Source organism: Paraburkholderia sp. (assembly GCF_026225065.1).
GTDB lineage: Bacteria > Pseudomonadota > Gammaproteobacteria > Burkholderiales > Burkholderiaceae > Paraburkholderia.
In genome coordinates, this window is sequence record NZ_JAMFSB010000116.1 from 1 (window position 1) to 24,771 (window position 24,771).

Annotated in this window: 19 protein-coding genes; 13 read left to right on the forward strand and 6 right to left on the reverse strand. The window is 62.6% G+C overall.

Features of this window, described 5'->3' with window-relative positions:
• On the forward strand, positions 1 to 675 hold a 675-nt coding region (locus M0954_RS09335; protein ID WP_297352802.1), incomplete at its 5' end, for a UTP--glucose-1-phosphate uridylyltransferase.
• Positions 676 to 743: 68 nt separating this feature from the next.
• Here the strand turns inward: M0954_RS09335 and M0954_RS09340 are convergent.
• The 3 genes from M0954_RS09340 to M0954_RS09350 all read right to left on the reverse strand — a co-directional run bounded on the left by M0954_RS09340 (position 744) and on the right by M0954_RS09350 (position 4,773).
• A complete protein-coding gene (locus M0954_RS09340; protein ID WP_122154305.1) occupies positions 744 to 1,196 on the reverse strand; it encodes a GDP-mannose mannosyl hydrolase in 453 nt (150 codons plus the stop codon).
• 120 nt (positions 1,197 to 1,316) lie between these two features.
• Positions 1,317 to 3,860: a hypothetical protein gene (locus tag M0954_RS09345; protein WP_297352804.1), complete on the reverse strand. Its 2,544-nt coding sequence runs from the start codon at positions 3,858 to 3,860 to the stop codon at positions 1,317 to 1,319.
• A gap of 511 nt (positions 3,861 to 4,371) precedes the next feature.
• Positions 4,372 to 4,773 carry a hypothetical protein gene (locus M0954_RS09350; RefSeq protein WP_297352806.1) on the reverse strand — a complete coding sequence of 134 codons (402 nt, stop codon included), beginning with the start codon at positions 4,771 to 4,773 and terminating at the stop codon, positions 4,372 to 4,374.
• A 261-nt stretch (positions 4,774 to 5,034) separates the two neighbouring features.
• Here M0954_RS09350 and M0954_RS09355 point away from each other — a divergent pair, with 261 nt between their 5' ends.
• The 9 genes from M0954_RS09355 (at position 5,035) to M0954_RS09395 (ending at position 17,469) form a co-directional block, all read left to right on the forward strand.
• The gene (locus tag M0954_RS09355; RefSeq protein ID WP_122154307.1) at positions 5,035 to 6,033 is read left to right on the forward strand and encodes a GlxA family transcriptional regulator; all 999 of its coding nucleotides are present in this window, start codon (positions 5,035 to 5,037) and stop codon (positions 6,031 to 6,033) included.
• Positions 6,034 to 6,189: 156 nt separating this feature from the next.
• A complete protein-coding gene (locus M0954_RS09360) occupies positions 6,190 to 7,734 on the forward strand; it encodes a mannose-1-phosphate guanylyltransferase/mannose-6-phosphate isomerase (RefSeq protein WP_297352808.1) in 1,545 nt (514 codons plus the stop codon).
• Between the two features lie 51 nt (positions 7,735 to 7,785).
• On the forward strand, positions 7,786 to 9,174 hold the full coding sequence (locus M0954_RS09365) for an undecaprenyl-phosphate glucose phosphotransferase (protein WP_122154309.1): 1,389 nt from the start codon (positions 7,786 to 7,788) through the stop codon (positions 9,172 to 9,174).
• Between the two features lie 97 nt (positions 9,175 to 9,271).
• Positions 9,272 to 10,366, forward strand: coding sequence for a polysaccharide biosynthesis/export family protein (locus M0954_RS09370; RefSeq protein WP_122155639.1), 1,095 nt, complete (start codon positions 9,272 to 9,274; stop codon positions 10,364 to 10,366).
• A gap of 84 nt (positions 10,367 to 10,450) precedes the next feature.
• The gene (locus tag M0954_RS09375) at positions 10,451 to 12,685 is read left to right on the forward strand and encodes a polysaccharide biosynthesis tyrosine autokinase (RefSeq protein ID WP_122154310.1); all 2,235 of its coding nucleotides are present in this window, start codon (positions 10,451 to 10,453) and stop codon (positions 12,683 to 12,685) included.
• A gap of 111 nt (positions 12,686 to 12,796) precedes the next feature.
• Complete coding sequence (gmd, locus tag M0954_RS09380; RefSeq protein ID WP_122155640.1) at positions 12,797 to 13,915, forward strand: GDP-mannose 4,6-dehydratase; 1,119 nt, start codon at positions 12,797 to 12,799, stop codon at positions 13,913 to 13,915.
• Between the two features lie 17 nt (positions 13,916 to 13,932).
• A complete protein-coding gene (locus tag M0954_RS09385) occupies positions 13,933 to 14,889 on the forward strand; it encodes a GDP-L-fucose synthase (RefSeq protein WP_122154311.1) in 957 nt (318 codons plus the stop codon).
• Position 14,890: 1 nt separating this feature from the next.
• Positions 14,891 to 16,036 (forward strand): glycosyltransferase family 4 protein, encoded by a 1,146-nt coding sequence (locus M0954_RS09390; RefSeq protein WP_122154312.1) that lies wholly within the window; start codon positions 14,891 to 14,893, stop codon positions 16,034 to 16,036.
• Positions 16,037 to 16,113: 77 nt separating this feature from the next.
• Positions 16,114 to 17,469, forward strand: a complete 1,356-nt coding sequence (locus M0954_RS09395; RefSeq protein WP_297352809.1) for a glycosyltransferase WbuB — start codon at positions 16,114 to 16,116, stop codon at positions 17,467 to 17,469.
• A gap of 31 nt (positions 17,470 to 17,500) precedes the next feature.
• Here M0954_RS09395 and M0954_RS09400 read toward each other — a convergent pair whose 3' ends face one another.
• Positions 17,501 to 18,073 (reverse strand): hypothetical protein, encoded by a 573-nt coding sequence (locus tag M0954_RS09400; RefSeq protein ID WP_133891382.1) that lies wholly within the window; start codon positions 18,071 to 18,073, stop codon positions 17,501 to 17,503.
• A 274-nt stretch (positions 18,074 to 18,347) separates the two neighbouring features.
• Between M0954_RS09400 and M0954_RS09405 the strand changes: the two genes are divergently transcribed.
• Both M0954_RS09405 and M0954_RS09410 read left to right on the forward strand, forming a co-directional pair.
• Positions 18,348 to 18,986 (forward strand): putative colanic acid biosynthesis acetyltransferase, encoded by a 639-nt coding sequence (locus M0954_RS09405; protein ID WP_297352811.1) that lies wholly within the window; start codon positions 18,348 to 18,350, stop codon positions 18,984 to 18,986.
• A gap of 281 nt (positions 18,987 to 19,267) precedes the next feature.
• Positions 19,268 to 21,016, forward strand: coding sequence for a GMC oxidoreductase (locus M0954_RS09410; RefSeq protein WP_297352813.1), 1,749 nt, complete (start codon positions 19,268 to 19,270; stop codon positions 21,014 to 21,016).
• Positions 21,017 to 21,088: 72 nt separating this feature from the next.
• Here M0954_RS09410 and M0954_RS09415 read toward each other — a convergent pair whose 3' ends face one another.
• On the reverse strand, positions 21,089 to 22,288 hold the full coding sequence (locus tag M0954_RS09415) for a glycosyltransferase (protein WP_133891383.1): 1,200 nt from the start codon (positions 22,286 to 22,288) through the stop codon (positions 21,089 to 21,091).
• Between the two features lie 271 nt (positions 22,289 to 22,559).
• Between M0954_RS09415 and M0954_RS09420 the strand changes: the two genes are divergently transcribed.
• The gene (locus M0954_RS09420) at positions 22,560 to 23,726 is read left to right on the forward strand and encodes an acyltransferase (protein WP_122155643.1); all 1,167 of its coding nucleotides are present in this window, start codon (positions 22,560 to 22,562) and stop codon (positions 23,724 to 23,726) included.
• 94 nt (positions 23,727 to 23,820) lie between these two features.
• Here the strand turns inward: M0954_RS09420 and M0954_RS09425 are convergent.
• Positions 23,821 to 24,771 (reverse strand): glycosyltransferase (locus M0954_RS09425; protein ID WP_297352815.1); only part of this gene is annotated, 951 nt, incomplete at its 5' end.

A 24,771-nucleotide genomic window follows, 5' to 3' on the forward strand; every position in this document is an offset into this window, starting at 1 on the left:
ATCGAGGCCGAGCTGATGGCGCGCGGCAAGCAGGATCTGCTCGACCTCGTGCGCGGCATCAAGCCGAGCCACGTCGATTGCTTTTATGTGCGGCAGTCGGAGCCGCGCGGCCTCGGTCACGCGGTTCTGTGCGCCGAGAAGCTGCTTGGCGACGAGCCGTTTGCGGTGATGCTGGCGGACGATCTGATCGACGGCCGCCCACCCGTGCTGACGCAGATGATTGGCGTTTTCGACCATTACCACTGCTCGGTGGTCGGCGTGGAGGAGATCGAGCCACAGGAAACGCGTTCCTATGGCGTAATCGAGGGCAAGGCATGGGACGACCGCGTGTTTCGTATGTCGGGCGTGGTGGAAAAGCCCGAACCGGCACAGGCGCCGTCGAATCTCGGTGTAGTGGGGCGCTACGTGCTGACGCCGGGGATTTTCGGGCATCTGCGCAAGACCCAACCAGGCGCCGGCGGCGAGATCCAGTTGACCGATGCGATCCAGTCGCTGCTCGCTGACGAACAGGTGCTCGCATACCGCTACCACGGCAAACGCTTCGACTGCGGCAGCAAACTCGGTTACCTGAAGGCGACGGTCGAATTCGCGCTCAAGCATCCCGAGGTGAAAGCCGGGTTCGAGGCGTATCTGAATGCGAAGCTTGCGGCGGATAGTCCGGAGATGGCCGAGTGAGCCGAGTGTGACAATGCGCGGCTGCGAAACCCGCCGCCGCGCCTGTGTATTAAGTGCTTCTAAGCTTCCTAGCGGAAATACGCCTTGGTGTTCTCATGCACGTCTGCGCAGGCCAGCAGCTCCGACGGCGTCATCCAGACATAGTCGCTGTGCTGTTCGAACCGGCCGATACGCCCGGTTTCGCGCAGCACCAGCATATAGCCAAGCACGATGTAGTGGGTCGAGATATCGGCCGCACCTGCGAAGTTTTCGTCATAGTGATGTTCGAATACGCCGCGAAAGCAGGCCGTATTCTGCGACTGGTTCTCCAGCCCGAGTTCCTCGCGTGCGATCCGGCTGAACGCGCCGCTTAGCGACTCATCCTTGTGGATCCTTCCGCCGGGGACGAACCATGCACCCAGTGCGGGACGGTTGACGCGCCGCCCGAGCAGCACCCGCCCCCGGTCGTCGACGACGATGAGGTCGATCGAGATGAGCGGCGTCAGGCGGACGACGTCGAGGAATTCGGGGCGGGCAAGCATGGTGGCGTCGATCTCCTCATTCGTCTGCGCGAGCAGATCTCAGTCTAGCGTTTCGTGCCGGCGCGTCCGCTAGCGGCATCCCTGCCAAATGCGCCGAACTCTCTGCACATCAGGACAACCTCACTGCGCGACATAGCCGGCTGGGGTCGTGACGTTGGCGCGAGCGACGCCCGCATTGGTCGAGATCACGTAGATCGGCGCCTCAGTCAGCGTGAGCGCGGCCACGCCGTTGCTGTAAGGCAGGCTCGACGGGTTACCCATCATGTCGACTACCGTCACCTGGCCGGAGCTGCCCGGTGCGTCGACCTGCAGGCTGTAGGGCACCTGATAGGTCGCGCTGAAGCCCTTGCTGGCGTTCCAGGCCGCATTGTTATGGGTCCAAAGGGCCGTGACCACTGCGCCGTTATTCAGTTGCTGGAACGCATACGCATAGACGCCGGCCGGCAGATTGTTGAGCGCACCGAGCGTGTTGGTGCCGTCGATAAGCCGCGTCATCGCGGCGGTGACCATCGCCGCGGGCTTCGGGCTGATGGCGGACGGCCCGTAGCCACCTTGGGGATCGGCGAGATCGAAGAACAGTCCATAACCGGTCTGGTCCGGAAAGTCGGTCGCATAGAACAGATACGTCACATCGGCGCCTTCGCCGAGCAGGATCAGGTGCGTGCGCGCGACCAGCGCACCCTGGGCGTACAGCACGTTCGGCGTCGGAGTGTTCGGGCCGTATTTCGAGCCGATGTCGTAGCTGATGCCGGTTTCGGTGACGAACAGGCGCGCGCCGGGTTTGAGCGTCGTGGCAATCTGCTGGCGCAGCGCGCGCATCGTCGCCGGCAGCGACTGGGCCGCCTTGGACGGATCGCTGTCGCCCACGAGCCGCTCAGGTGGATGCGACGGCGTGGTGCCGACGTCGTAGTAGCCATGAATCGACACACCGTCGAGGTACTTCGCGATGCCGAGCGGCTGGAGCCGCTGCAGCCATTCTGTATTGGTGGCGACCGAGGCGTTGGTGGTGCCCATGATCACCGCGTTAGGATCGCTTGCGTGAATGGCCTGCCAGGTGGCCTGATACAGCGCGACGAGATTGGCATCCGTGTCCTTCCATGGCAAGCCGCTGTTGTAATCGGGTTCCCACGTCACCTGATAGTAGTTACGCGATTGCCGGGGAAAGTGCTGGGCGCGCACCTGGTTCGATTCCTGGCCGACCCGGGTCATGAAGGCCTCATACGCCGGCACCGAGACCGGCAAATAGCTGTGGGTGGCGACGTGCGTGGGGCTCGCCCATGCAGGGATACCGTCCAGCTGGATCAGACGCAGCAGATCGCCGCCCTTGAGGAACGGTGCGAGCTGATAGGACGCGGCGTTGAAGGTGTTCGGCCCGTTCGGCTCCATCATGTACCAGTTGCGGTTGTCGTTGACCCAACGCAGTCCCAGATCGGAATAGAGCGGCCGGTAGCCGTCGCCCGAGCAGCAGTGCTGGCCGGGCGTCACGTAGGCCGAACCCTGGCCGCCGAAACGGTGCAGATCCTCGCGCGCATAGGTGGGCGGGGTGATGACGCCAGACAGTTCAGGCAGTACCCCGAAGGTCGCCATGCCGACCGGCCGCGTGCCGCGAGTCGGCAGTTCTGTGCCGGCCGAACTCAGGCTCGCGGAGACGGCAAAGTAACCGGCGAGCGTCGATACGCAATTGAGCGTGACGACTTGCGGGCCGCTCGCGATCTGGAGTTGCCCGGACGCGCGCACGTTGCTCCACGTATCGAGAATCTGCCAGTCGAGCGTATCGCGCCGATTGGCACGCGTGGTGAGATCCACCGCGAAGGGGCGGCCGTTGGCGAACATGCGCGTCCCGTCGCTGCCGGGTGTATCCGCTTCGATCGCGGGGCCATCCGGCGCCGCGTTGGCGGGCTCGGACGGTGCGCCACAGGTCAGCGCACTCTTGCCAGGCGTAGCGATGATCGACGTCGCCGTGGGCGCCGGCGCGACGCCGCTGTCGTACCAGCAGCGCTTTTGCGCGCCGGGCGCCGGATCGCCGAACACGGTGTTGTTGCACGGTGTACCGCCGGTAAAGGTCAGGATTACATATTTTGCATCGCTGCCGTATCTGACGTCGTGCGTACCTGAGAAAGCACACGTGCCGCGCTCACTGGCGCATGCGGTCCAGGTGATAGCGGCGCGGTGGGGCGCGGCAGCGGGGGCTGGCGGCGGATCCTGCGGGCGGGCGTCGGTTCCGTCTGCGACAAGCGTTGCGCCTGGGTTCGGTTGCGTCGCCGCGTTCGTCGCCGACGTACGCACGATCCAGCAACTCTTTTGCGAGCCCGGTGCCGGGTCGCCGAATACGCTGTTATTGCAAGGCTTGCCACCGGTGAGCGTGAGCACGACATAGCGGCTCGAGGTGCCATAGCGAATCTGTTCGGTGCCGGAGAAGCGGCAAAAGCCGCGCTCGGCGGCGCACGGGGTCGCCGCCGGACTGGCGGTCCGCGCCGATGATGCCTGTGGGGCTTGCTGATCGCCTTCCGTGGCCGCGTTCGCCGCGACGTCGTGCTGGCTGCAGGCGGCGATGGTGAGCGCCACCATCAGACGAAGCACGAGCGTCGTCAGTGAAAATCCGCCACGCCGAAAGAGGGACACAGGTGGCGCAAGCTCGTGCTGCGAGGGCGGTGTGTGTCTCATGATGGTCCGAAGAATGACGCAACGGCGCGCGCGAGTAGCGCCGTGAACATGGCGGAGGCAATACTCACATCATTCAGGCACACGATAAAACCCCGTCCAGTGCGTTACACCACGCATCTCACCGATTGTTTTTGGCTGTGCCACGCGCGGTGCAGCGATTCGTCAACGTGGTGCAACGCTGGCACCCTCATCGCCGGTGTATGCCCGCTTCTGGTGTCAAATCTCAGCATAGGGGACGCGCACCTGGTACGCCACGACAAACTCCAGGTCATCGGAGCAATAAACGTCGCGCGTTGTGCAAGCCGCGTGAGCTTACAGACAAAATATGCAATGCTGCGATCGCGCTGCTTATTAATCAGTAATAGATGCCTGCCGCCGTCAGGATAAATCGTCTGACGTGCGAAATAGTTACCCGGATGAAACGCTGTTGGCATAACCGGATGCTTATGCGCAAGCCGATTCTAAATCTGGAAAAACAAATAGATCAGACTTATTGAATTGGCACGGCGTTTCAGTATTGAAACATTTTCGACAGCTCCAGATTCTGTATGGTTTTGAAACAAATTCGGTCGTGGGTTGTAAATAGGGTATTCGCGGCGTTTTTAGAAAATAATAAAGGCCTTACTTCTTCGTTCCATTTGCTTAAAGCCGATCTGGGTGCCTCTGGTAATTTCACCTTTGAAACGTTTTTCGCTGTCCGGGGCCGCACGGCCAGGGGCTCCACCCCGCAACCCCGCGCCACATCAGGCTGGTACGCGACGTGCTTGGTGCAATGCATCATAAAGTTCAAAACAGGCCATCGTACGAGGATTCCCCCGCGGACTCCTTTCACATGCAGCGCAACATTGCCGGTTTCCGGCGATTTCGCCTGCCGTACCGGCTTGCGCTCGTCCAGTAGACTGTTTTGATTCATCTGATGTTTTATACGTTCCGCCAATCCGGCACGACAATATCAATGAGTCAAATGTCGCGATTAGCCAAGCTGTTGTACGTTCGCATCGAATTTCCATTTTGCGAATTTATATATAGCGACGCAATCCGCCAACATCGCGCGCATTTCGGTCACTGTCGTCAACGGCGATTTTCGGCGTGGATATGATGCAGTGCAATGTTATTAAAAAGTTAGAAAATCAGAAGATTCGGCCCGCAACGCATGACATGGTAGGGGAAGATCATGCCGCATATGTCCGTTGATACCGCGAGGATTACCTGGCTGCATACGCCTAACGTGAATGTGCGATGTGCAGCGCGCCGCGTAGGCATCCTGTTGTTCGAACGATTCGGCTTGCTGGGCGCGGGCATCGTGGCCGAGATGTTCCATACGGCCAACGAGATTGCCACCGCGCATGGCGGCGACGACCCTCCTTATGAAGTGCAATTCCTCTCGATGGAAGGCGGCAGCATTGCCAGTTCGTCATCCGCACGGATGTGGACGGATGGCGTCGACGCACGCTACAACACCGGCTTCGATGTGCTGTTCGTAGCGGGTGGCTATGGCGCCAACCTGGCGGCACGCGATGAACGCCTGCTCGGGTGGTTGCGCTCGGTGCGTGCCCGTACCCGCACCATCGAGCCGATCGCCGAAGGCCGTCTGATCCTGGCGGCCGCGGGTCTCGCCGAACACGACGACATCAGACATACGAGTCCGTATCTGACGCATGTCGCGAACGACAGCACGCTCAGCGAAGCCAACGACCACCATGACTCGAGCAAGAGCGCGCTGATGTCCATCAAGCGCGATCTGGGTCTCGACGTGGCCCGCAATGTCGCCGATCGCGTCATGCCCGGCATGGGCGCGGCGTTGATGCCACGGCTCGCCGAGGGCGGCACGATGAGCGTTGGCGAAAAGATCCGTGCGGCGGCCCGCTGGATGGAGGCCAACTGCGATCGACCGGTGTCGGTAGCCGATGCGGCGCATGTGGCGGCCATGAGCGAACGCAATTTCCTGCGCCGCTTCAAGCACGAGATGCACGTCACGCCATCCGATTACCTGTTGCAGGTTCGCTTGCGTATCGCATGCAACTTCCTTGCGGAAACGGAGTTGCCCGTGGACAAGATTGCAAGGCGCAGCGGCACCGGCAATGGCGACCGGCTGGCGAAAATTTTCCGCAAACGCATGGCGCTTTCACCGACGGAATACCGCGCTCGCAGCCGTACTGTTACGCAGGAATAAACACGACGGATCCGGGAACGGCGAGCGGCATCGCCGCCTGAGATCTGGGGGTGCGAACGGGGCAGGCCGCCCGTGAGCGTGGCTTGGATGCGCGTGTTTGCGCACCGCAGCCTGTCAACGAAAAGAACGCCCTATTTAGGTGTAGGAGTACTAAAAATGGAAAATGCGTACCGGGATAACGCCGACCAGGACGGCAGCACCGGCGACGGCGCGGAGAAACTGACATTTACCGAACAGCCGTTGATCGGTTTGAGCATTGCCCCCGTGATTCTTGCGGGCGGCTCGGGAACCCGCCTTTGGCCGCTATCGCGCGAGAACCACCCCAAACAGTTGATCGACGTAATCGGCACGCAATCGCTGCTGCAGGACACTGTCTCCCGCATGCAAGGCTTTTCCGCGCAATGGACGGTCAGGTCCGCGCCGATCATCATCTGTGGCGAAGAGCATCGCTTCGTGACGGCCGAACAGTTGCGCGAGAACGGCGTCGAGGCGCAACTCATCGTTGAGCCCGCGCGTCGCGACACGGCACCGGCGTTGACGCTCGCTGCCGCACTGGGGATAGCCGGCGGCGAGGACGCGATTCTGGTCGCGATGCCGGCCGATCACGCCGTGCTCGACACCGTTGCCTTCCAGCAGGCCCTCGCACGCGCCGCCGAGCATGCGCAGCGCGGCGCAATCGCCACGCTCGGCGTGCCGCCGACGCGGCCCGACACTGCATTCGGCTATATCCGCCTCGGCGCCGAGATCGAACCGGACACTTTCCGTATCGACCGTTTCGTCGAAAAGCCCGCGCTCGAACTGGCCACGCAATACGTCGCCTCGGGTGCGTACTGGTGGAACAGCGGCATCTTCGTCGTGCGCGCTTCGGTATGGCTCGAACTGGTCGAACGTCTGCAACCTGCCATGGCCGAGGCTTGCCTCGCCGCGGTGGCCGGCGGCAAGACGGATGGTGCGTTCTTCCGGCCAAACGCGGAGGCGTTTGCCAAGGCGCCGTCCGATTCGATCGATTATGCCGTGATGGAGCGGCTCAATACAGCAGGACCGGACGGCCAGCCCTTCGAGGGTGTCGTCGTGCCGCTGGTGGCCGGCTGGTCCGATCTGGGATCGTGGGACGCTGTGTGGGATGCGCTCGACAAGGACGACGCCGGCAATGTCGGCCGTGGCCGCGTGGTGTTCGAAGGCAGCAACTCTTCGTACGCGCACTCGGAAGGGCGGCTGGTGGCCTGCGTAGGCCTCAGCAATATCGTTGTAGTCGAAACCGCGGACGCCGTACTGGTCGCCGACCGCTCGCACGTCCAGGAGGTCAAGGGGCTGGTCGCACGCATCAAGGCCGACCGCTCGCCCGAGGCCGATGCACACCGCAAGGTGCGGCGCCCATGGGGCTTTTACGATTCCATCGATCAGGGCGACCGCTTCCAGGTGAAGCGCATCGTGGTCGAACCGGGTTCGCGGCTCTCGCTGCAACTGCATCACCATCGCGCAGAACACTGGGTCGTCGTGCGCGGCACGGCGATGGTCACGCGCGGTGAGGAAAGCTTTCTCCTGAGCGAAAACGAGTCGACCTACATTCCGCTCGGCGTACGTCACAGGCTTGAAAACCCCGGCAAGGTGCCGCTCGAAATCATCGAAGTTCAATCAGGATCGTACCTCGGCGAAGACGATATCGTGCGGTTCGACGATACGTACGGCCGCTGCAATTGAGTCTGGCGTAGTTGGCGAAACCGTTTCAATGCAGGTGGTGGGGAGAGAAAAATGATCAAGCCTGTAGCGTTGGCCGCGCGCGTGCTGGATGTCGTGCTGGTCGTTTCGGGCGCCTATTTCGCGTCCCAGATACGCTTTGACGACATCGGGCAGCGCAGTTTCTATTACGCCTTCGTCGCGTTCGCGGCGGCGTTCGCCCTCGCGCTTTTTCCCGCCTTCGGCGTCTATGAGTCGTGGCGCGGCCGCTCGAAGATGGGGTTGGCCGGCCAGGTGTCGCTCGCGTGGCTGACCGTACAAACCTGCGCGCTCGTGTTGATGTTCACCCTGCACCGTAGCGACTTCGTCTCGCGCCTGTGGTTCGCTTACTGGACCGCCATGACCGGCGCCCTGATGATCGTCTCGCGGATCGTCGTGCACCGCGTGTTGGCGCGCATGCGCGTGGCCGGTCTGAATCTGCGCAAGGTGGCGGTGGTGGGGCGCGGCTCGCACGCGGCGGAGCTGGTGCGCAAGATCGACGGCTGCACGGCGGCGGGCTTTCGTACCGCGGCGGTGCTCGACGTGTTGCACGATGGCCCGGCGCTCAGCAACGTGATTCCGACGGTCCCGGCCTTCGACGATCTGCGCACCTTCACCGACTACATCCGCGCGCAGGACGTCCATGAGCTGTGGCTGGCGTTGCCGCTTTCCGAAGAACACACGATCTACGAGTGCGTGAAGGAACTGCGTGAAGACCTCGTCAACATCCGCTTCATGCCCGATCTGCGCAGCGTCGCGATGTTCGAGAGCTCGATGATCGATCTGCTCGGTGTGCCGGCCATCAACCTGGTCGCCTCGCCGTTGTCGCAGACCTCGGAGCTGCAAAAGGAGATGTTCGATCGCCTGTTCGCCGCCGTCGCGCTGATTTCGCTCGCGCCGCTGCTGCTGGGCATTGCGGTTGCGGTGAAGCTGTCCTCGCGCGGACCTGTGTTGTTCAGGCAGAAACGCAAGGGCGCCGACGGCCGCGTCTTCACCATCTACAAGTTCCGCTCCATGCGGTTGCACACCGAAAAGGCCGGAACGCTGCGTCAGGCGACCCGTCACGACGAGCGCATTACGCGGGTCGGCGCGTTCCTGCGCCGCACCAGTCTCGACGAGCTACCGCAATTCTTCAACGTGCTGCGCGGCGATATGTCGGTCGTCGGACCGCGCCCGCACGCCCTTGAGCATGACGATCTGTATCAGAAGGTGGTGGCTGGCTACATCCAGCGTTACCGGATCAAGCCGGGCATCACCGGATGGGCGCAGATCAACGGCTATCGCGGCGAGACCGATCGGATCGAAAAAATGGAGCGGCGTGTGGAGCATGACCTGTATTACCTCGGTAACTGGTCCTTTGGGTTGGACATGCGCATCATCGCTGCAACGATCGTCAAAGGCCTGGTACATAACAATGCATATTGACGCGGTGAGGGAGACTGAAATGAGTCAAATAAAAAGCGCGACGTACAGGGTTGGTGCCAGGCACACGGCAATTGAGCGTGCGCGGTTGTTCGGCATCATGGCGGCTGTTGCGATGCTGGCAGCGTGCTCGGTGGTGCCTGGCCAGCGTATGGTTCAGCCGCCAAGCCTGCCGGTTAGCAATACTGACGATGGCAAGGCGACTGGCTCGCAGGAGATTCCGATCACCGATATCACGCTGGCCACCATCCAGCAGGAGCACCAGTCGATGGTGAGCGGCGACGGCAATGATCTGACGCCGCTGTTAGGTACCGTCGGACCTTACAAGGTCGGACCCGGCGACGTGCTGCAGATTACCGTCTGGGATCACCCGGAACTGGCGGCCGCGCTCGGTCAGCCGGTCGCACCCTCGCGTCCCTCGGATGCCGCGCTGGGCTTTCTGGTCGATCACGAAGGCAACCTGCAGTTTCCGTATGTCGGCACGCTGCACGTAGCGGGCGAAAGCGCGGAGCAGGTGCAGCGCAGGATTACCGCCGATCTCGGCAAGGTGATGGTCAAGCCTCAGGTCACTGTGCGCATCGCGTCGTTCCGCGCATCGCAGGTCTACATTGACGGCGAAGTGCGCGCGCCCGGCTCGCAAACCATCAACGACATTCCGATGACGTTGACCGAGGCGATTAGCCGTGCGGGCGGCTTTGCCCCGACCGCCGACCAGGGCCACGTGGTGATCGTGCGCGACGACAAAACCTATTACATCAATGTCTCGCAGATGCTGCACAACAATCAGAACCCCTCGAAGATCATGCTGCAGAACGGCGATCTGCTGCGTGTCGAGGCACGTGAAGACTACGGTGTTTACGTGATGGGCGAAGTCAACAAGCCCGCGACGGTGTTGCCGATGAAGAACGGCAAGCTCTCGCTCGGCGAGGCGATCTCGCAGGCGGGCAGCCTGAATTCCGCCACCGCGGCCGCGAAGGAACTCTACGTGATTCGCGGTGGCCCCGGAATCAAGCCGCAGGTCTGGCATCTCGACGCCACTTCGCCGGTCTCGATGCTGCTCGCGAACCAGTTCGAACTGGAGCCGAAAGATGTCGTGTATGTGGACGCGGGCGGGCTGGTGCGCTTTAACCGCGTGCTGAACCTGTTGTTGCCGCTGGTCAACGCAGGACTGACTGCGGCAATCGTGACGAAGTAAGCCGTAGCCGGGTACGTTGGGGCAGGACCGTACCCGGCGCGACACGCCGATTCAACGTAATTGTTGTGCGGGATTGATGACACCATGGCTACCAATTTTGAAAACCGATATGTCGATGTCCAGAGCGCCGACGAGCTGCGTCTGTCTGACTACCTGACCGTCATTTCGCAGCATTGGCGGATGATCCTCGTGGTGATGCTATCGGCGCTGCTAATCGGCACGACGGTGGCGTTCGTGCAGACGCCGGTGTACCGCGCCGACGCGATGATCCAGGTGGAGGACACCGCAAACGACGGCAACGGCGGCAATGCCAACGGCAACAAGGACGCATTGCAGACCATGGCGTCGATTTTCGACACCAAGGCGGTGACCTCGGCACAGATCGAGTTGCTCCGTTCGCGGCTCGTGATCGATGAAACAGTGCGCAAGCTCCATCTCGACATCACCGCGACGCCGCATCATTTCCCCGTGATCGGCAACATGCTGGCGCGCTGGCGCGGCAGCGACGGTCTCGCCTCGCCGCTGTTCGGCATGCCGCAGTACGGATGGGGCGGCGAGCAGATCACCGTCTCGCTGTTCGACACGCCCAAGGAAATGTACGACAAGCCGTTTGCGCTGACCGTCCTGCCGGACGACTCGTATGTGGTGACGGACGGAAGCGGCGCTGAAGTGCTGCGTGCGCGGACCGGACAGCTCGCGGTCGGCACCACCTCGCGCGGTCCCGTGCGGCTGCAGATCGACCAGTTGACCGCGCGCCCAGGCACGCAGTTCAGTCTGAGCCGCGCGTCGACGCTCGATACGGTCAACAAGCTGCAGAAAGAACTCAACGTGGTAGAGACGACCGTGCAGTCGGGCATCATCGCGGTGACGCTCGAAGGCGCCGATAGCGAACTGACGGCGGCGATTGTCAATAACATTGCCCGTCAGTACGTGCAGCAGGACATCGACCGAAAGTCGGCCGAGGCTGAACATACGCTGGCGTTTCTCGACCAGCAGTTGCCGCAGTTGCGCACCGAACTCGATCAGGCCGAGCAGCGCTACAACACCTTCCGTAACAAGGAGGGCACGGTCGATCTGAGCGAAGAAAGCCGGCTGCTGCTGCAACAGATCGTCGAGAACAAGACCAAACTCGTGGATCTGCAGCAACAGCGCGCTGAACTGGCCACGCGTTTTACCGCCGCGCATCCGGCGGTGGCCGCGCTCGACGCGCAGATTGCCCAGTTGCAAAGCGTGCAGGGCGGCTTGACGCGTAACGTGTCGACGCTGCCGGACACCGAGCAGACCGCGCTGCGGATGTTGCGCGACGTCCGCGTCGATACTGAGCTTTACACCAACCTGCTTAACAGCGCGCAGCAGTTGCGCATCGTCAAGGCGGGCCAGGTGGGCAACGTGCGCGTGGTCGACTATGCCGAGCCGGCTGACGATCCCGTGCGCCCGCAACGCGCCTTGCTGATCCTGATCAGCACCGGCCTTGGCCTCGTGCTCGGCATCCTTGCGGCATTCACGCGCAAGACGCTGTATGGCGGCGTGCAGAACACCACGGAAATCGAATCGCTGCTCGGCGTGCCGGTTTGTGCGGTGGTGCCGCGCAGCAACCTGCAGATTCGCGTGCAGCGCAATGTCGGCTTACGTCGCGCTGGCGTGCACGTGCTCGCCGCTCAGGCGCCGGACGACGTCGCCGTGGAAGGCGTGCGCAGCCTGCGCACCACGCTGCAGTACGCGCTGACCTCGGCACGCAATAACGTCGTCATGCTGACCGGCTCGCGGCCGGATGCCGGCAAGTCGTTCATGTCGGTCAATCTGTCGGCGCTGGTGGCTTCGGCACACAAACGCGTGCTGCTGATCGACGGCGACATGCGGCGCGGCGATATCCACAAGCATTTCGGTCTGCCGCATACCCCGGGTCTCGCCGACGTGCTGAATGGCGCGGATATTCAGGAGTGCGTGCTGCGCGATGTGCTGCCCGGCCTCGACGTGCTCACCAAGGGCGGCTTGCCGGGCAACCCGTCCGAGCTGCTGATGAGCGACCGCTTCCGGACCCTGCTCGAACATTTCGGGCGGGTCTACGACCTGGTGATCGTCGATACGCCGCCGGTGCTGGCCGTAACCGACGCCGCCCTGATCGGCAAGCATGCCGGCACCACGCTGATGGTGGTGCGCCACGGCCGCCATCCGCCGACGGAAATCTCCGAAGCACTCAAGCGCCTCGTCAATGCAGGCGTCAACCTGCACGGCGTGCTGTTGACCGATGTGCCGCCGCCGAAGCTCAACCTGGGTGGTTACACCGGCTACTACGGATACGAAAGCCGCGCAGATTGATGCGGCGCGTGCGTCACGCGTCGTGTGGTCAGGCAAGACGATTTCTACGCGCGTGCGGTTGGCCGCCGCACGCGCAGCACTGTAGTCAAACGTTTCGACGAGGGGAAGACAATGGATCGTAAGGTCGCTTTGATTACCGGCGTGACAGGCCAGGACGGCTCGTATCTCGCCGACCTGCTGCTCGCCAAGGGCTACGACGTGCACGGCATCAAGCGCCGTACGTCGCTGTTCAATACCGATCGGATCGATCACCTGATGTGCGATCCGCACGTGAACGACCGGCATTTCTTTTTGCATCACGGCGATCTGACCGATTCGTCGAGCATGGTGCGCATCATTCAGCGCGTGCAGCCGGACGAGATCTACAACCTGGCTGCGCAGAGCCACGTCGCGGTGTCGTTCGAGGAACCGGAGTACACCGCCAATGCGGACGGCCTGGGCACGCTGCGGATTCTGGAGGCGATGCGCATTGTCGGACTCGAGAAAAAGACCCGTTTCTATCAGGCGTCCACCTCCGAACTGTATGGGCTCGTGCGGGAAACGCCGCAGAAAGAGACCACGCCGTTCTATCCGCGCAGTCCGTACGCCGTGGCGAAGCTGTACGCGTACTGGATCACCGTCAACTATCGCGAAGCGTATGGCATGTATGCCTGCAACGGCATCCTGTTCAACCACGAGTCGCCGGTGCGCGGCGAAACCTTCGTGACGCGCAAGATCACCCGCGCCCTTGCGCGGGTCGCGGTGGGCCTGCAAGACGACATGTACCTCGGCAACCTGTCCGCCATGCGCGACTGGGGCCATGCGCGCGACTACGTCGAGATGCAATGGCTGATGCTGCAGCAGGAGGAGCCCGAAGACTTCGTGATCGCCACGGGCCAGCAGTACAGCGTGCGCGAATTCGTCCAGGCCGCGGCTGCGGAGTTGGGCGTGATGGTGCGCTTCGAGGGCCAAGGCGTGGATGAAGTCGGTATCGTCGACAGGGTGGAGGGCAAGGAAACGCGCCTTTCGCCGGGCCACGTGCTCGTGCGGGTCGATCCGCGCTACTTCCGGCCGACCGAGGTGCAGACGCTGCTCGGCGATCCGTCGAAGGCGCATGCCAAACTGGGTTGGAGACCGACCACGCCGTTCCTGACGCTCGTCAAGGAAATGGTGCGCTCGGATTTCCAGATTGCGCGTCGCGACGCGCTGGTGACGCTGGCCGGTTTCAAGGCCCTCGAACATCACGAATAACATCGAGAGTAACGGTTATGGACAAGAGCGCACGCATCTTCGTGGCCGGCCATCGCGGTATGGTCGGCTCGGCACTGGTACGCCGTCTGCGGGAAGACGGTTACACGGACATTCTGACGAGAACGCACACGGAGCTCGACCTGCTGGACCAGAAGGAAGTGCAGCGCTTTTTCGCCGCTGAGCGCGTGGATGTCGTCCTGCTTGCGGCAGCGCGCGTGGGCGGCATACTCGCCAACGCCACGCAGCCGGCTGACTTCATCTATCAGAATCTCGCCATCGAGACCAACGTGATTCACGCAGCCTATCAGGCAGGCGTGACGCGACTTGTGTTCTTCGGCTCGTCGTGCATCTATCCGAAGAACTGCCCGCAGCCGATCGAGGAAGAGTATCTGTTGAGCTCGCCCCTCGAAGCGACCAACGAGCCTTACGCGATTGCCAAGATCGCCGGGCTCAAGCTGTGCGAGGCGTACAACCGCCAGTACGGCACGAAGTTCGTCGCGCTAATGCCGACCAATCTGTATGGCCCGAACGACAACTACGATCTGCGCAGCAGCCACGTGCTGCCGGCGCTGATTCGCAAGGCACACGAAGCAAAACTGCACGGCGACAGCGTGCTGACCGTGTGGGGCACCGGCACGCCGCGCCGCGAGTTTCTGCATGTCGACGACCTGGCGGCAGCCACCGAGTTCGTGCTGGATCGCGAGGTGGCCGATGGGCTGTTGAACGTCGGCATGGGCGACGACCTGTCGATCCGTGAGGTGGCGCAGCAGGTCGCCGATACGGTTGGCTTCGACGGCGAGATTGTTTTCGACACCTCGAAGCCTGACGGCACGCCGCGCAAACTCCTCGACGTATCGCGTCTTGCACGGATGGGCTGGCGGGCAAGCATTGGTTTGCAGGAAGGCATCGAGGCGACCTATCGCGACTTCGTCACGCGCTTTGGCGCGGCCACGCTTTCCGAAAGGACGGTGTGACATGGCGACGGGTTCGGTCACGATCTTTCATAACGTGGTCTGGTCGCGCCACAAGGCTGTAGTTTTCTCTGCACTGCATACGATTTCGGCGGCGAGCCCGATCAAATATTCGATCGTGCAGATTTCCGAAACCGAACACTTCCGGCTCGGCTTTTCCGAGGTGGACTATTCGTACCACCGCTATCCGATGCGCACGCTGTTCAACGGCTGCTACGAGGACGTGCCGACGTGGCGCATGATGTACCGCCTCACGATGGAAGTCTTGCGCACACCGGCCGATCTCGTGGTGCTGCCTGGCTACCATCGGCCCGAGTATTGGGCGATGCTGCTCGCCTGCATTGCGACCGGCAAGCGCCGCGCGGTGTTCTGCGATTCCACCGGGCGCGACCGGCCGCGCCGCTTGCTGACGTCGATTCCGAAGCGGGTATTTTTCTCGTTGTGCGACGGCTATTTCGGCTTTGGCGAGCGCAGCCGCGAGTACCTGATGTCGCTTGGCGCGAAACGTGAACGGATCTTCGTGCCGTGTCAGGCGGCGGCCTTGCCATGGTCGTTCGTGCCGGAGCACGCGCTCGACGAGCGTCTGCATGCGCGCAGCAACCAGGATCCGGTGTTTCTGTTCGTTGGCCGGCTTTCGCAGGAGAAGGGTGTCGAGGCGTTGCTCGATGCGTTTGCCGCGATCCGCCAGCGCATTCCACAAGCAAGGCTACGCATTGTCGGTACCGGGCCGCAGGGCGAGCAACTCCAGAAGCGGGCGGATGAAAGCGGACTCGGCGAGGCCGTGTGCTTCGTCGGCAGCCTGCAGGACGAAGGGCTGTCGCGCGAATATTTCGGCGCTTCGTGCCTGGTGCTGCCGAGCTTCAGCGAGCCGTGGGGTCTTGTCGTCAACGAAGCGCTCAGCCATGGCTGTCCGGCGGTGGTCAGCGACAACTGCGGCTGTGTGCCCGAACTCGTGATCGACGCCGTGACCGGCTACGCGTTTCGCTCCGGCGACGGTGCGTCGCTGCATCGCACGATGCTAAAAGCCCTTGAGGCGTTTGCGGATACGGAGAAAACCGCGCGCGCCTGCATGGATGTCATTCAGCGCTTCGATCCACCGAACGCCGCGTCGAACATCGCGAGAGGCTGCGCGGTGATGCTCGCAAGCTAGGTTGACGAGGAAGCGGTTGCAAAAATTGACACGCAGGCGCCGGCGCGCGTCGCGTGATGTGCCGAATGGGGATGGGTATGAAAATACTGATTGTGGGGCTCAACTACGCGCCAGAGCTCACCGGAGTCGGCAAATATACTGCTGAGATGGCGGAAGCGCTGGTCTGCGAAGGTCATGAGGTGCGGGTCGTTTGCGGGCCGCCGTATTACCCGCAGTGGCGCGTCGCCGAAAGCTTCAGCGCATGGCGCTATCGCCGCGAAATGCGCAACGGCGTGCGGGTGCAGCGAGTGCCGCTGTGGGTGCCGGCACGGCCCACCGGCGTTGCGCGTCTCCTGCATCTGGCGAGTTATACGCTGACGTCGTTGCCGGTTCTCGCGGCGCAACTCGCGTGGCGTCCCGATGTTGTGATGAGCATCGCGCCGAGTCTGATGAGCGCGCCCGCCGCCTGGCTCGTGGCACGTTTGAGCAGGGCGAGCGCGTGGCTGCACATTCAGGACTACGAGGTGGATGCGGCGTTCGATCTCGGACTCATCCAGGGCTCGCGTTCCAGGCGTATCGCGCTCGCGGTCGAGCGCTGGCTGTTGACGCGCTTCGACGTCGTGTCGAGTCTCTCCGCCAAGATGGTCGAGCGCGCCATCCTCAAGGGCGTCGATCCGCTCAAGGCGTACTGTTTGCCGAACTGGGTCGATACCCGCGCCATCGTGCCGCTGGTGCACGCCCGCTATTACCGGGAGCTGCTCGGACTCGAGAAGCGGAGTTCGCCGCAGACCGTGATCCTGTATGCCGGCAACATGGGATCGAAGCAAGGGCTTGAAGTGCTCGCCGAGGCTGCCGTCCAACTTGCGGGGCGCCCCGACATCAGTTTTGTGTTTTGCGGAAACGGGCCGGCGCGGGCCATGCTCGAAACGCGCTGCGCCGATCTGTCTAACTGCAGTTTTATGGCGTTGCAGCCCGCGCGTCAGTTAAACCAGTTGCTCAATCTGGCCGACATTCACGTGCTGCCGCAACGTGGCGGCGCTGCGGATCTGGTGATGCCGTCCAAGCTAAATGGCATGCTGGCGAGTGGCCGGGCGATTGTCGCGATGGCCTGCCCAGGGACCGAGCTCCATGACGTCGTGGCGCCGCGTGGTGTGGTTGTGCCGCCCGAGAACGTCGAAGCGCTGGTTGAAGCGATCGTGACGCTGGCCGCCGATCCGGCACGGCGTGCGGCGCTCGGCGCAGCGGGACGCGAATACGCCGAACGCGCACTGTCGAGTACAAGCGTGTTCAGTGCGTTGAACAGGAAGCTAGTGGAGTTGTGTGGGCAGGACAGCGCGGCTGTAAGCGGCAGTGGCGGTGGTGCTGTTGGTGACCCGCGAGGTCAGGACCCAGCCAGCGGTCTAGCACACAAGAAGCTGGCGGCAGCGCCGCTGGAGCCGACCCAGGTCGACTGAGTGTGATTGCCGCGCGCCGGACGCGTGGCTTTTACCAGGGCGACTTGTAGATTTCGCGTTGACCGACACCGGTTGCTGCGCCGCTGCCGTAGAGCTGTTGCGTCGCCTTGCTGTTGCCGTAGAGCTGCTGTGCGGCGATATTCGGATCCTCGCTCAACACGCCCGTGGCGACCCCGCGGCCCGCAGTGGCGGCATTGCCGCCAGCCTTGAGTCCTGTGTTGCCGGCGTTTGCGGTGCGCAGGGCAGCACCGCCAGGCTGCGGCGTGCCGGGGTTGGTGAGCATATGCTCAACCGGCGTGACGCCACCGCCCTGCGGATTGGCGGCTGTAGCAGGGACGTTTTGCTGCTGGTTGTCGTCGAGCGTCTGGGCGCGATAGACATCGCCATACGCAGTCGGCCCGCCCAGCAGCGAGGCATCGTTGGTGCCGGGTGTAAACGTGGCGCGGTCGCCAGCGCGATTCGCAGCGGCAGCTGCACCTTCTGCTTCGGCAGCGGGGGCGTTGCCGTAGGTCGCAAGCGACTGGCCATAGCTTGCAACGCAGATTGCGCTACAAGCCAGTGCGAGGAAGGAGGAGCGCGTGATGTGCAGGGCAAGAGGTTTCATGACGAGACGTCCGGATACTACAGGTTGGCGGCACGCGCTATCGCGCTGCGTCATGCTAATGGTAGTGTCAACCACGCAACGTCCCTAATAAGATGCCAGTCCAAAGCCGACAAAGCCTGTGCGCATCAAGCCAATCGGCGTTAGCAAGAACGAAACCTCGCGAGGACTGTGCCAATTTATTACGTAATGCTACAAGGCGAAATAGTGCCTGGCAGCGACGGTGGGCGAAGGCCCACATCGAGGTTGCAGTATGCAAGTGGAGCGCAATACTCAGATGAAACGCGACGAACTCAACGAACTCGATGCAGCGCGGGAATGGCAGGCGGATGCCGCAAAGGCGACGCCGGCGGTCTGCCCGGTCATCGATCTCAGCCTCGCGGGCAAGGGCAATTATGTGCGGCAGGTGAGCCGCCTGACCGAGGCGTTGTGGTTCGTGGTCGAAGCATGCGTCATCAACAACAAGCTGGTGCCGTTCTCGGCGCTGCGCGTTGCGCTGTTGCGTCGATTCGGCGCGAAGATCGGCCCCAACTGCCGTTTCATGCATCCACTACGCATCAAGGCGCCATGGAATCTCGAAGTCGGCGCGAACTCCTGGTTCGGCGTCGATGCGTGGATCTACAACCAGGCGCTGATCCGTATCGGCTCGAACGTGTGCATCTCGCAGGGCGTTTTTCTCACCGCCGGCTCACACGACTACGCCACCAACATGGATCTGCGTGTGGCGCCCATCGTGATCGAAGACGGCGTGTGGATCGCGTCGAAATGCGTTGTGCAGATGGGCGTGACGATCGGCCGTTCCGCGCTCGTGACACCACTTTCGGTGGTGCATCGCTCGCTGGCGGCCAACGGTGTTTATGGTGGCAATCCGGCGCGCTTTATCAAGCAGCGGTTTGCGCCGCAACGCGTGCAGTAATGCGCGATAGCGAACACCGTTGTTCGCGATCCGCATGAAAGATAGATGGCAGTACTTGGGGTATTCGGGACCGTTCATCCCGGGCGACAGCAGACCGTATCGAGCGGCATGTCGACAGCAGTGCAGAGGTGCCTGAACACGTACCACTGGATGTCGTCGCGGGCCAGGTGACGTCATCACAAGTGCGTGTACCGCAAAGTCTCTCTGCAATGCTCAGGAACATTGGGTGGCACGGCGTGGAGTGCCGGTACGGCGGCTGCACAAGAATCACGGGAGCGGGGATGTTCATCGACAGCCGGGTTGTGGAAGAGCGGTCGGTCATTGGGACCACCGTTTGCATAATCGGAGCAGGTGTAGCCGGTATTACGTTCGCGCTCGAAATGAGCAAGCTTGGCATCGACACATGCCTGCTCGAGAGCGGCGGTTACAAGGCCGATGACGAGACACGCGACCTGTATCGCGGCGAGAACGTCGGCATTCCCTATACGTTTGCAGATGGCAGCCGCAGCCGCTTTCTCGGCGGCAGCAGCAATTGCTGGGGTGGCTGGTGCCGCCCGCTCGATCCCTGGGACTTCGAAAAGCGTGACTGGGTCAAGGACAGCGGCTGGCCATTCGGCCTCGAGGAACTGAAGCCCTACTACGTGCGTACACACGACCTGCTCAAGCTCGGACCGCAGAATTTCGATCCGGCGTTTTGGGAGAGCTCGATCAACCGTCCCGATGTGCGCCGGCATCCGCTTCCGAGCGGCAACGTGCGCGACACGATCTCGCAGTTCAGCCCGCCCGTGCGCTTTGGCAAACTGTATCGCGGCGAATTGCAGAAATCGCGCCATGTACGCGTCTTCCTCAATGCCAACGTGCTCGATATCGACGCGGATACCCAGGCGCAGAATGTTTCGCGCGTGCAGGTCGGCACGCTGAGCGGGCGCCGCTTCGTGGTGACTGCGAAAATCTTCATCCTGGCCACGGGCGGCATCGAGAATGCGCGCCTGCTGCTGGCGGCGAACAAGGTGCAGGCAGTGGGCCTCGGCAACGGTCACGATCTGGTGGGCCGCTATTTCATGGACCATCCGCGGATCATGTCGGGCAGCATTCGCTTCAATCCGGCGTGGGCGCGCAACAAGCTTTACGACATCAAGTATCACTACCAGAACGACGCGGTGAAGGCCCACGGCCAGCATATCTCGTCGCAGTTCGCGCTGACCCTGGAGGTGCTCGAACGCGAGAAGCTGCTCAACGCGCGCGTGTGGTTCTATTCGATGTTCTATGGCGAGAACACCGACGGCGCCGAAGCGCTGATCCGCTGCAAGCAGGCCTTGTTGAAAAAGGACCAGCCGGGCTGGAGCCTGCGCCGTGACATCGCGACAATGGCGCTGCATCCGGTTGAGGCTGGCTGCTTCGGTGCGGCACGCCTGTTTCAACCGCGTGCGCTGATCACCGACGTGAAGTTCCAGACTATCGTCGAGGCCGAACCCAATCGCGATAGCCGCGTGACCTTGTCGACGCAGCGCGATCGTCTCGGCATGCATCGTGTGAAAGTGGACTGGCAGTTGACGGAGCTGGTGAAGCGCACCTTCGACCGTACCAACGCATTGCTCGCGCAGGAGATGCAACTGGGCGGGGTGGCGAGCGTCTCGCTCGACGCGCCGCTCGAAGGGCGACCATGGCCCGAACAGATCGAAGGCACGTGGCACCACATGGGGACCACCCGTATGCACGATTCGCCGCGCCAAGGTGTAGTGGATCGCGATTGCAAGGTGCATGGCATCGCCAATCTGTACGTGGCCGGCAGTTCGGTGTTCCCGACGGTGGGTGCGAATTTCCCGACCATCACGATCGTGGCCCTGACGTTGCGGTTGGCCGAACACATTGCGCGGGCGCTCAAGGGCCGCGAGCCCGGGCTGCAGGCGAACCTCGCGACGCTGACGCAGGCGCCGGCAGCAGGTGGAGAACTGGTGGGCGAGAAATTGCCGTTCGCGGCTGAGGTGCGGCCGCTGGGCGAGGACCTGCTGTTTCTGGCGAAGAAGTGAAGGGGACGCGCGGCGTGCCCCGAAGGGGGTATCGCGTACGACGTTGGGGTTGGGCGGGTACGCTTCGGTAACCTAACCTTGCCCCAGCGCTAGTGGCGAACGCTTCTCTGCGCCTTGCTTGCGGCAGCCCTGTTGCAACACGCGCAGCAGATCGGCCGACATCGCATCCACCGTGAAGTGCTGCTCGAAGCAGTGCAACGCCTGCTGGCGCATCGTCTGCGCTTCGGTTGCGTCGAGTTTCAGCCAGCGTGTGAGGTTGGCGATTGTGCCTGCAACGGTATCGGGCGCCACGAAGCCCGCACCGTCTGCTGCGACTTCACGCCAGATATTCACCTTGTCTGAGATCAGCGCGGGAAGACCACAGGCGAGCGCCTCGGCCACAGCAATGCCGAAGTTCTCCTGGTGTGACGGCAGCACGAACGTATCGGCGGCATAGAACGCCCCCCACTTTCGATCGTCCTGCAGCATGCCGGTCCATGTGACGCGGCTGTCGATCCCGAGTTCGGCACTCAGCGTTTTCAGCGTTGCCATCCACTCGCCGCCGTCCGGGCCGGCCATCACGAGATGCGCCGCTGGATCGAGATCGCGCGCCGCGGCAAACGCGCGCAACAGCAGATCGCAACCCTTCTTGGGATGAATACGGCCGAGGAACAGGATCAGCCGTTTGCCGCGCAAGGCCGGATAGGCGGCGTAAAACGCTTCGCGCAGGTTTGCTGCGCCGGCGGGCGGCCGGTTGGTCCCGAACGCCACGACTTCTTCATTGGCCTGGTAGAGCCTGAATGATTCGCGGGCGAGGCGGCATTCTTCCTGAGCGGTAAACATCACACGCGTCGCATCTCGCAAGACCCGGTACTCAGCCCACGGCCAATACAGGGACTTCTTGAGATGCTTGAGCGGATAGGTGCGCTTGAACCACGGATCGAGCATGCCATGCGGAAACACGTAGTAGGGCACGTCGAGATGCCGCAGTGCTTTCCATGCGGCATAGCTGTGGTACTGCCATAGGCCGTTGACGATCACGGCATCGAACGAGGCTGCGTGTGCCTTGAGCCACGGCACGAGCTTCGGCGTGAGCCCGTAGAAGCCCTTGGCGGGGCCGAGTGCATGAACGGGTAGGGGGAAGGATTCGAGCCACGGAGCAGACGGGTCGTCGACAGTCGCGACTTCAATCCGATGGCCGAGCGCGGTCATGTTGACGCCGCTTTGCCGCACGCCTTCGGTGGGGCCACCCGCGCGCGGGTCGAGCGTCGACAGCAGATGCAAGATCTTCATGGCACCGGATTCCCCCAATTATGGTTTCGAATATAGCAGTGCACATTCCCGTAGCCGCCTCGTGAGGCGCACGGCGGCTAGTCTTCGGCGTGAATCGACTGCTGCCTTGGTACGTCTTCGCACACGGGCGTTGGAGTTCGCCAACAGTACACACAATGGCCGCGAAAGCCGTGATGTTGGCGGATCAAACCGTATCTGCCACAAGAAGATAAGAGGACCGATGGCGGAAACACGTTTTGAACACGTCAATTCCGTGTCAGGGGGGAAAATCATGCGCTGGTTCGGGACAGAAAATAGCAAGGGGCCCCAACGCTCGATCGAGCTCGATTTTATTCGAGGCCTCGCGATCATTGCGGTGATGGGTTTTCATTTCCACAGCGTGCAAACGGGCAGTGCGATTATCGCGGCCATTGAGTATCCGCTGAAGAGTTTCGGCCGTGAAGGGGTCAACCTGTTCTTCACGCTGAGCGGCTTCCTGGTGGGTGGGTTGCTGCTCAAGCAGTATGCCAGGGTGGGCCGCATCGATGCGCGACGCTTCATCATCCGGCGGATCTTCAAGATCTGGCCTGCCTACTATGTGCTGATCCTGTTTCATGTGCTCTCGGGCCGTCATCCGACCAGCACCTTCCTGGTGCAGAACCTCACGCATATGCAGAACTATCTGGGTTCGTCGATTACCCAGACCTGGAGCCTCGCGGTCGAAGAGCACTTCTATCTGTTTCTGCCGGCACTCCTGATGATCGTCGCAGCGCTCAAGCTGCGTGCGAATGCGGTCATCGCCACGCTACTGACCCTCTGCGTGATCGTGCTGGCGGCGCGCTGCGCGATAGTCGCGAACGGCAATCTGGACGCCGCGTTCTTCTACACGCAATATCGCATCGACAGCCTGCTGTTCGGCGTGATTCTGGCGGCGGTGTACTGGATGAAGCCGGAGCTTTACCGCCGCTTCGCCGCGCGCAAGAAAACCCTGATAGCGCTGGTGCTGGCGCTTGTTGCGTGGCTCGTGCTCGCCACGAAGAACATTCCGCTCGACGAGAGCATCGGCTATACGATCCAGGCGCTCGGCTTTTGCGCGTTGATCGTGCTGACCATCGAGTACTCGCAGAAGCTGCGCGAAGCCTGGCTGTTTCGCGCGGTGGCGTGGATCGGCGTCTACTCGTACGGCATCTACCTGTGGCATTCGCTGGCGCTTGCACCGGGCGATTTGCTGATCCGCAAGTTTGCGGCATTGCATGTGCCGGCCATCGCCGCATGGGCGCCGGTGCTGATCGCGCAGTTCGTGATTGCGATCGTAATCGGCTACGTGACGACACGCGCCATCGAGTTCCCGTTCCTGCGTATCCGCGATGCGATTTTCCCGGCTCGCCGCAAGGGCGCGAAGGGCGAGGGCATGCCGGAGGAACTGGAAGTGCCGGCGGTCGGTGGACAGGTCTCGTAGCGGGAGGACCACCGATGGCGGGTAATGCTTAGGGGTTCTTCGCTTGAGGGTCCTGCTCAGGGGTTCTTCACCAAGGATCCTGTTCAGGGTCCGCTTATGGCCTTGGCACTGCCGCTTGAGTGGGCAGCGAGGCCGCGCCGCGAGTCTGGCGCGCCGACGACACCTGAATCGCCGACTGCAACGTCTGCTTGAAGTGAGCCAGGGTGTTGCGCTCGAGCAGATGGCCGTTCGACGCGCCCGGTCTCACCCAGATGGAATCCAGCAGCGTGTCGAGAGCCTGATTGATCGAGTCTGGCGTGAGATCTTCGATCACCGGGCCGAGTTCGCCATCCCGGCAAAACCAGCCTATCAGTCCGTCGGCCGTGGCGATCACCGGCCGGCCGGCGCGATACGCCTGTACCAGCACACCGCTCATGCCGTAGTGCCCTTTATAGCCGAGCCAGATGATGTCGCAGGCCGAGACGAGATCCTGTTCCGCGTCGCTGTCGATGAAGCGGTCGAGCACCACCGGCTCCGGGGTCAGTTGCGCCAGCGCGTCGCGCAAGGGCGCTCGCGCGTCCTTCTCCTGGGCGCCGGCGATCACCAGCGTCGGTGCGTCCTCGCGCGCAGCCAATGCGTCGATGAGCTCGAAGATGCCCTTGCGTTCGCCGATCGAGCCGTACACCAGCACATACTGCCCATAGCCGGGGAGACCGAGCCGCTCGCGGGCGAGCCACGGGTCGCCTGGCACGGCATCGGGGCTGGGGTCGGCGAGATACTGCACGGGCGCCGCGCCGGGTTCGGGGTGGCTTGCGCACCAGTCGGACAGCGTCGGGTCGATGGTCAGCAAGGTCTTCAGGCCGCTGGTACGGACCGCCCGGCGAAATAGCTGCTCCTTGAGCGCATTCACCAGCGGACGGCGCGGCGCACGCACACCGGCCTCGTGATGATGGAAGGCCGCCCGCATCGTGATGCCGATCCAGGGTGTGTTGCCGAACGGTGAGCCGAGAAATGGCAACGCATAAAAGAAGTAGTCCACATACGGCACGACCGCCAGCACCACGCG

Coding starts and splice junctions, on each gene's coding strand:
- M0954_RS09340 (WP_122154305.1), bottom strand. CDS start 1,196: ATGCTTGCCCGCCCCGAATTCCTCGACGTCGTCCGCCTGACGCCGCTC.
- M0954_RS09345 (WP_297352804.1), bottom strand. CDS start 3,860: ATGAGACACACACCGCCCTCGCAGCACGAGCTTGCGCCACCTGTGTCC.
- M0954_RS09350 (WP_297352806.1), bottom strand. CDS start 4,773: ATGAATCAAAACAGTCTACTGGACGAGCGCAAGCCGGTACGGCAGGCG.
- M0954_RS09355 (WP_122154307.1), top strand. CDS start 5,035: ATGCCGCATATGTCCGTTGATACCGCGAGGATTACCTGGCTGCATACG.
- M0954_RS09360 (WP_297352808.1), top strand. CDS start 6,190: ATGGAAAATGCGTACCGGGATAACGCCGACCAGGACGGCAGCACCGGC.
- M0954_RS09365 (WP_122154309.1), top strand. CDS start 7,786: ATGATCAAGCCTGTAGCGTTGGCCGCGCGCGTGCTGGATGTCGTGCTG.
- M0954_RS09370 (WP_122155639.1), top strand. CDS start 9,272: ATGGCGGCTGTTGCGATGCTGGCAGCGTGCTCGGTGGTGCCTGGCCAG.
- M0954_RS09375 (WP_122154310.1), top strand. CDS start 10,451: ATGGCTACCAATTTTGAAAACCGATATGTCGATGTCCAGAGCGCCGAC.
- gmd (WP_122155640.1), top strand. CDS start 12,797: ATGGATCGTAAGGTCGCTTTGATTACCGGCGTGACAGGCCAGGACGGC.
- M0954_RS09385 (WP_122154311.1), top strand. CDS start 13,933: ATGGACAAGAGCGCACGCATCTTCGTGGCCGGCCATCGCGGTATGGTC.
- M0954_RS09390 (WP_122154312.1), top strand. CDS start 14,891: ATGGCGACGGGTTCGGTCACGATCTTTCATAACGTGGTCTGGTCGCGC.
- M0954_RS09395 (WP_297352809.1), top strand. CDS start 16,114: ATGAAAATACTGATTGTGGGGCTCAACTACGCGCCAGAGCTCACCGGA.
- M0954_RS09400 (WP_133891382.1), bottom strand. CDS start 18,073: ATGAAACCTCTTGCCCTGCACATCACGCGCTCCTCCTTCCTCGCACTG.
- M0954_RS09405 (WP_297352811.1), top strand. CDS start 18,348: ATGAAACGCGACGAACTCAACGAACTCGATGCAGCGCGGGAATGGCAG.
- M0954_RS09410 (WP_297352813.1), top strand. CDS start 19,268: ATGTTCATCGACAGCCGGGTTGTGGAAGAGCGGTCGGTCATTGGGACC.
- M0954_RS09415 (WP_133891383.1), bottom strand. CDS start 22,288: ATGAAGATCTTGCATCTGCTGTCGACGCTCGACCCGCGCGCGGGTGGC.
- M0954_RS09420 (WP_122155643.1), top strand. CDS start 22,560: ATGCGCTGGTTCGGGACAGAAAATAGCAAGGGGCCCCAACGCTCGATC.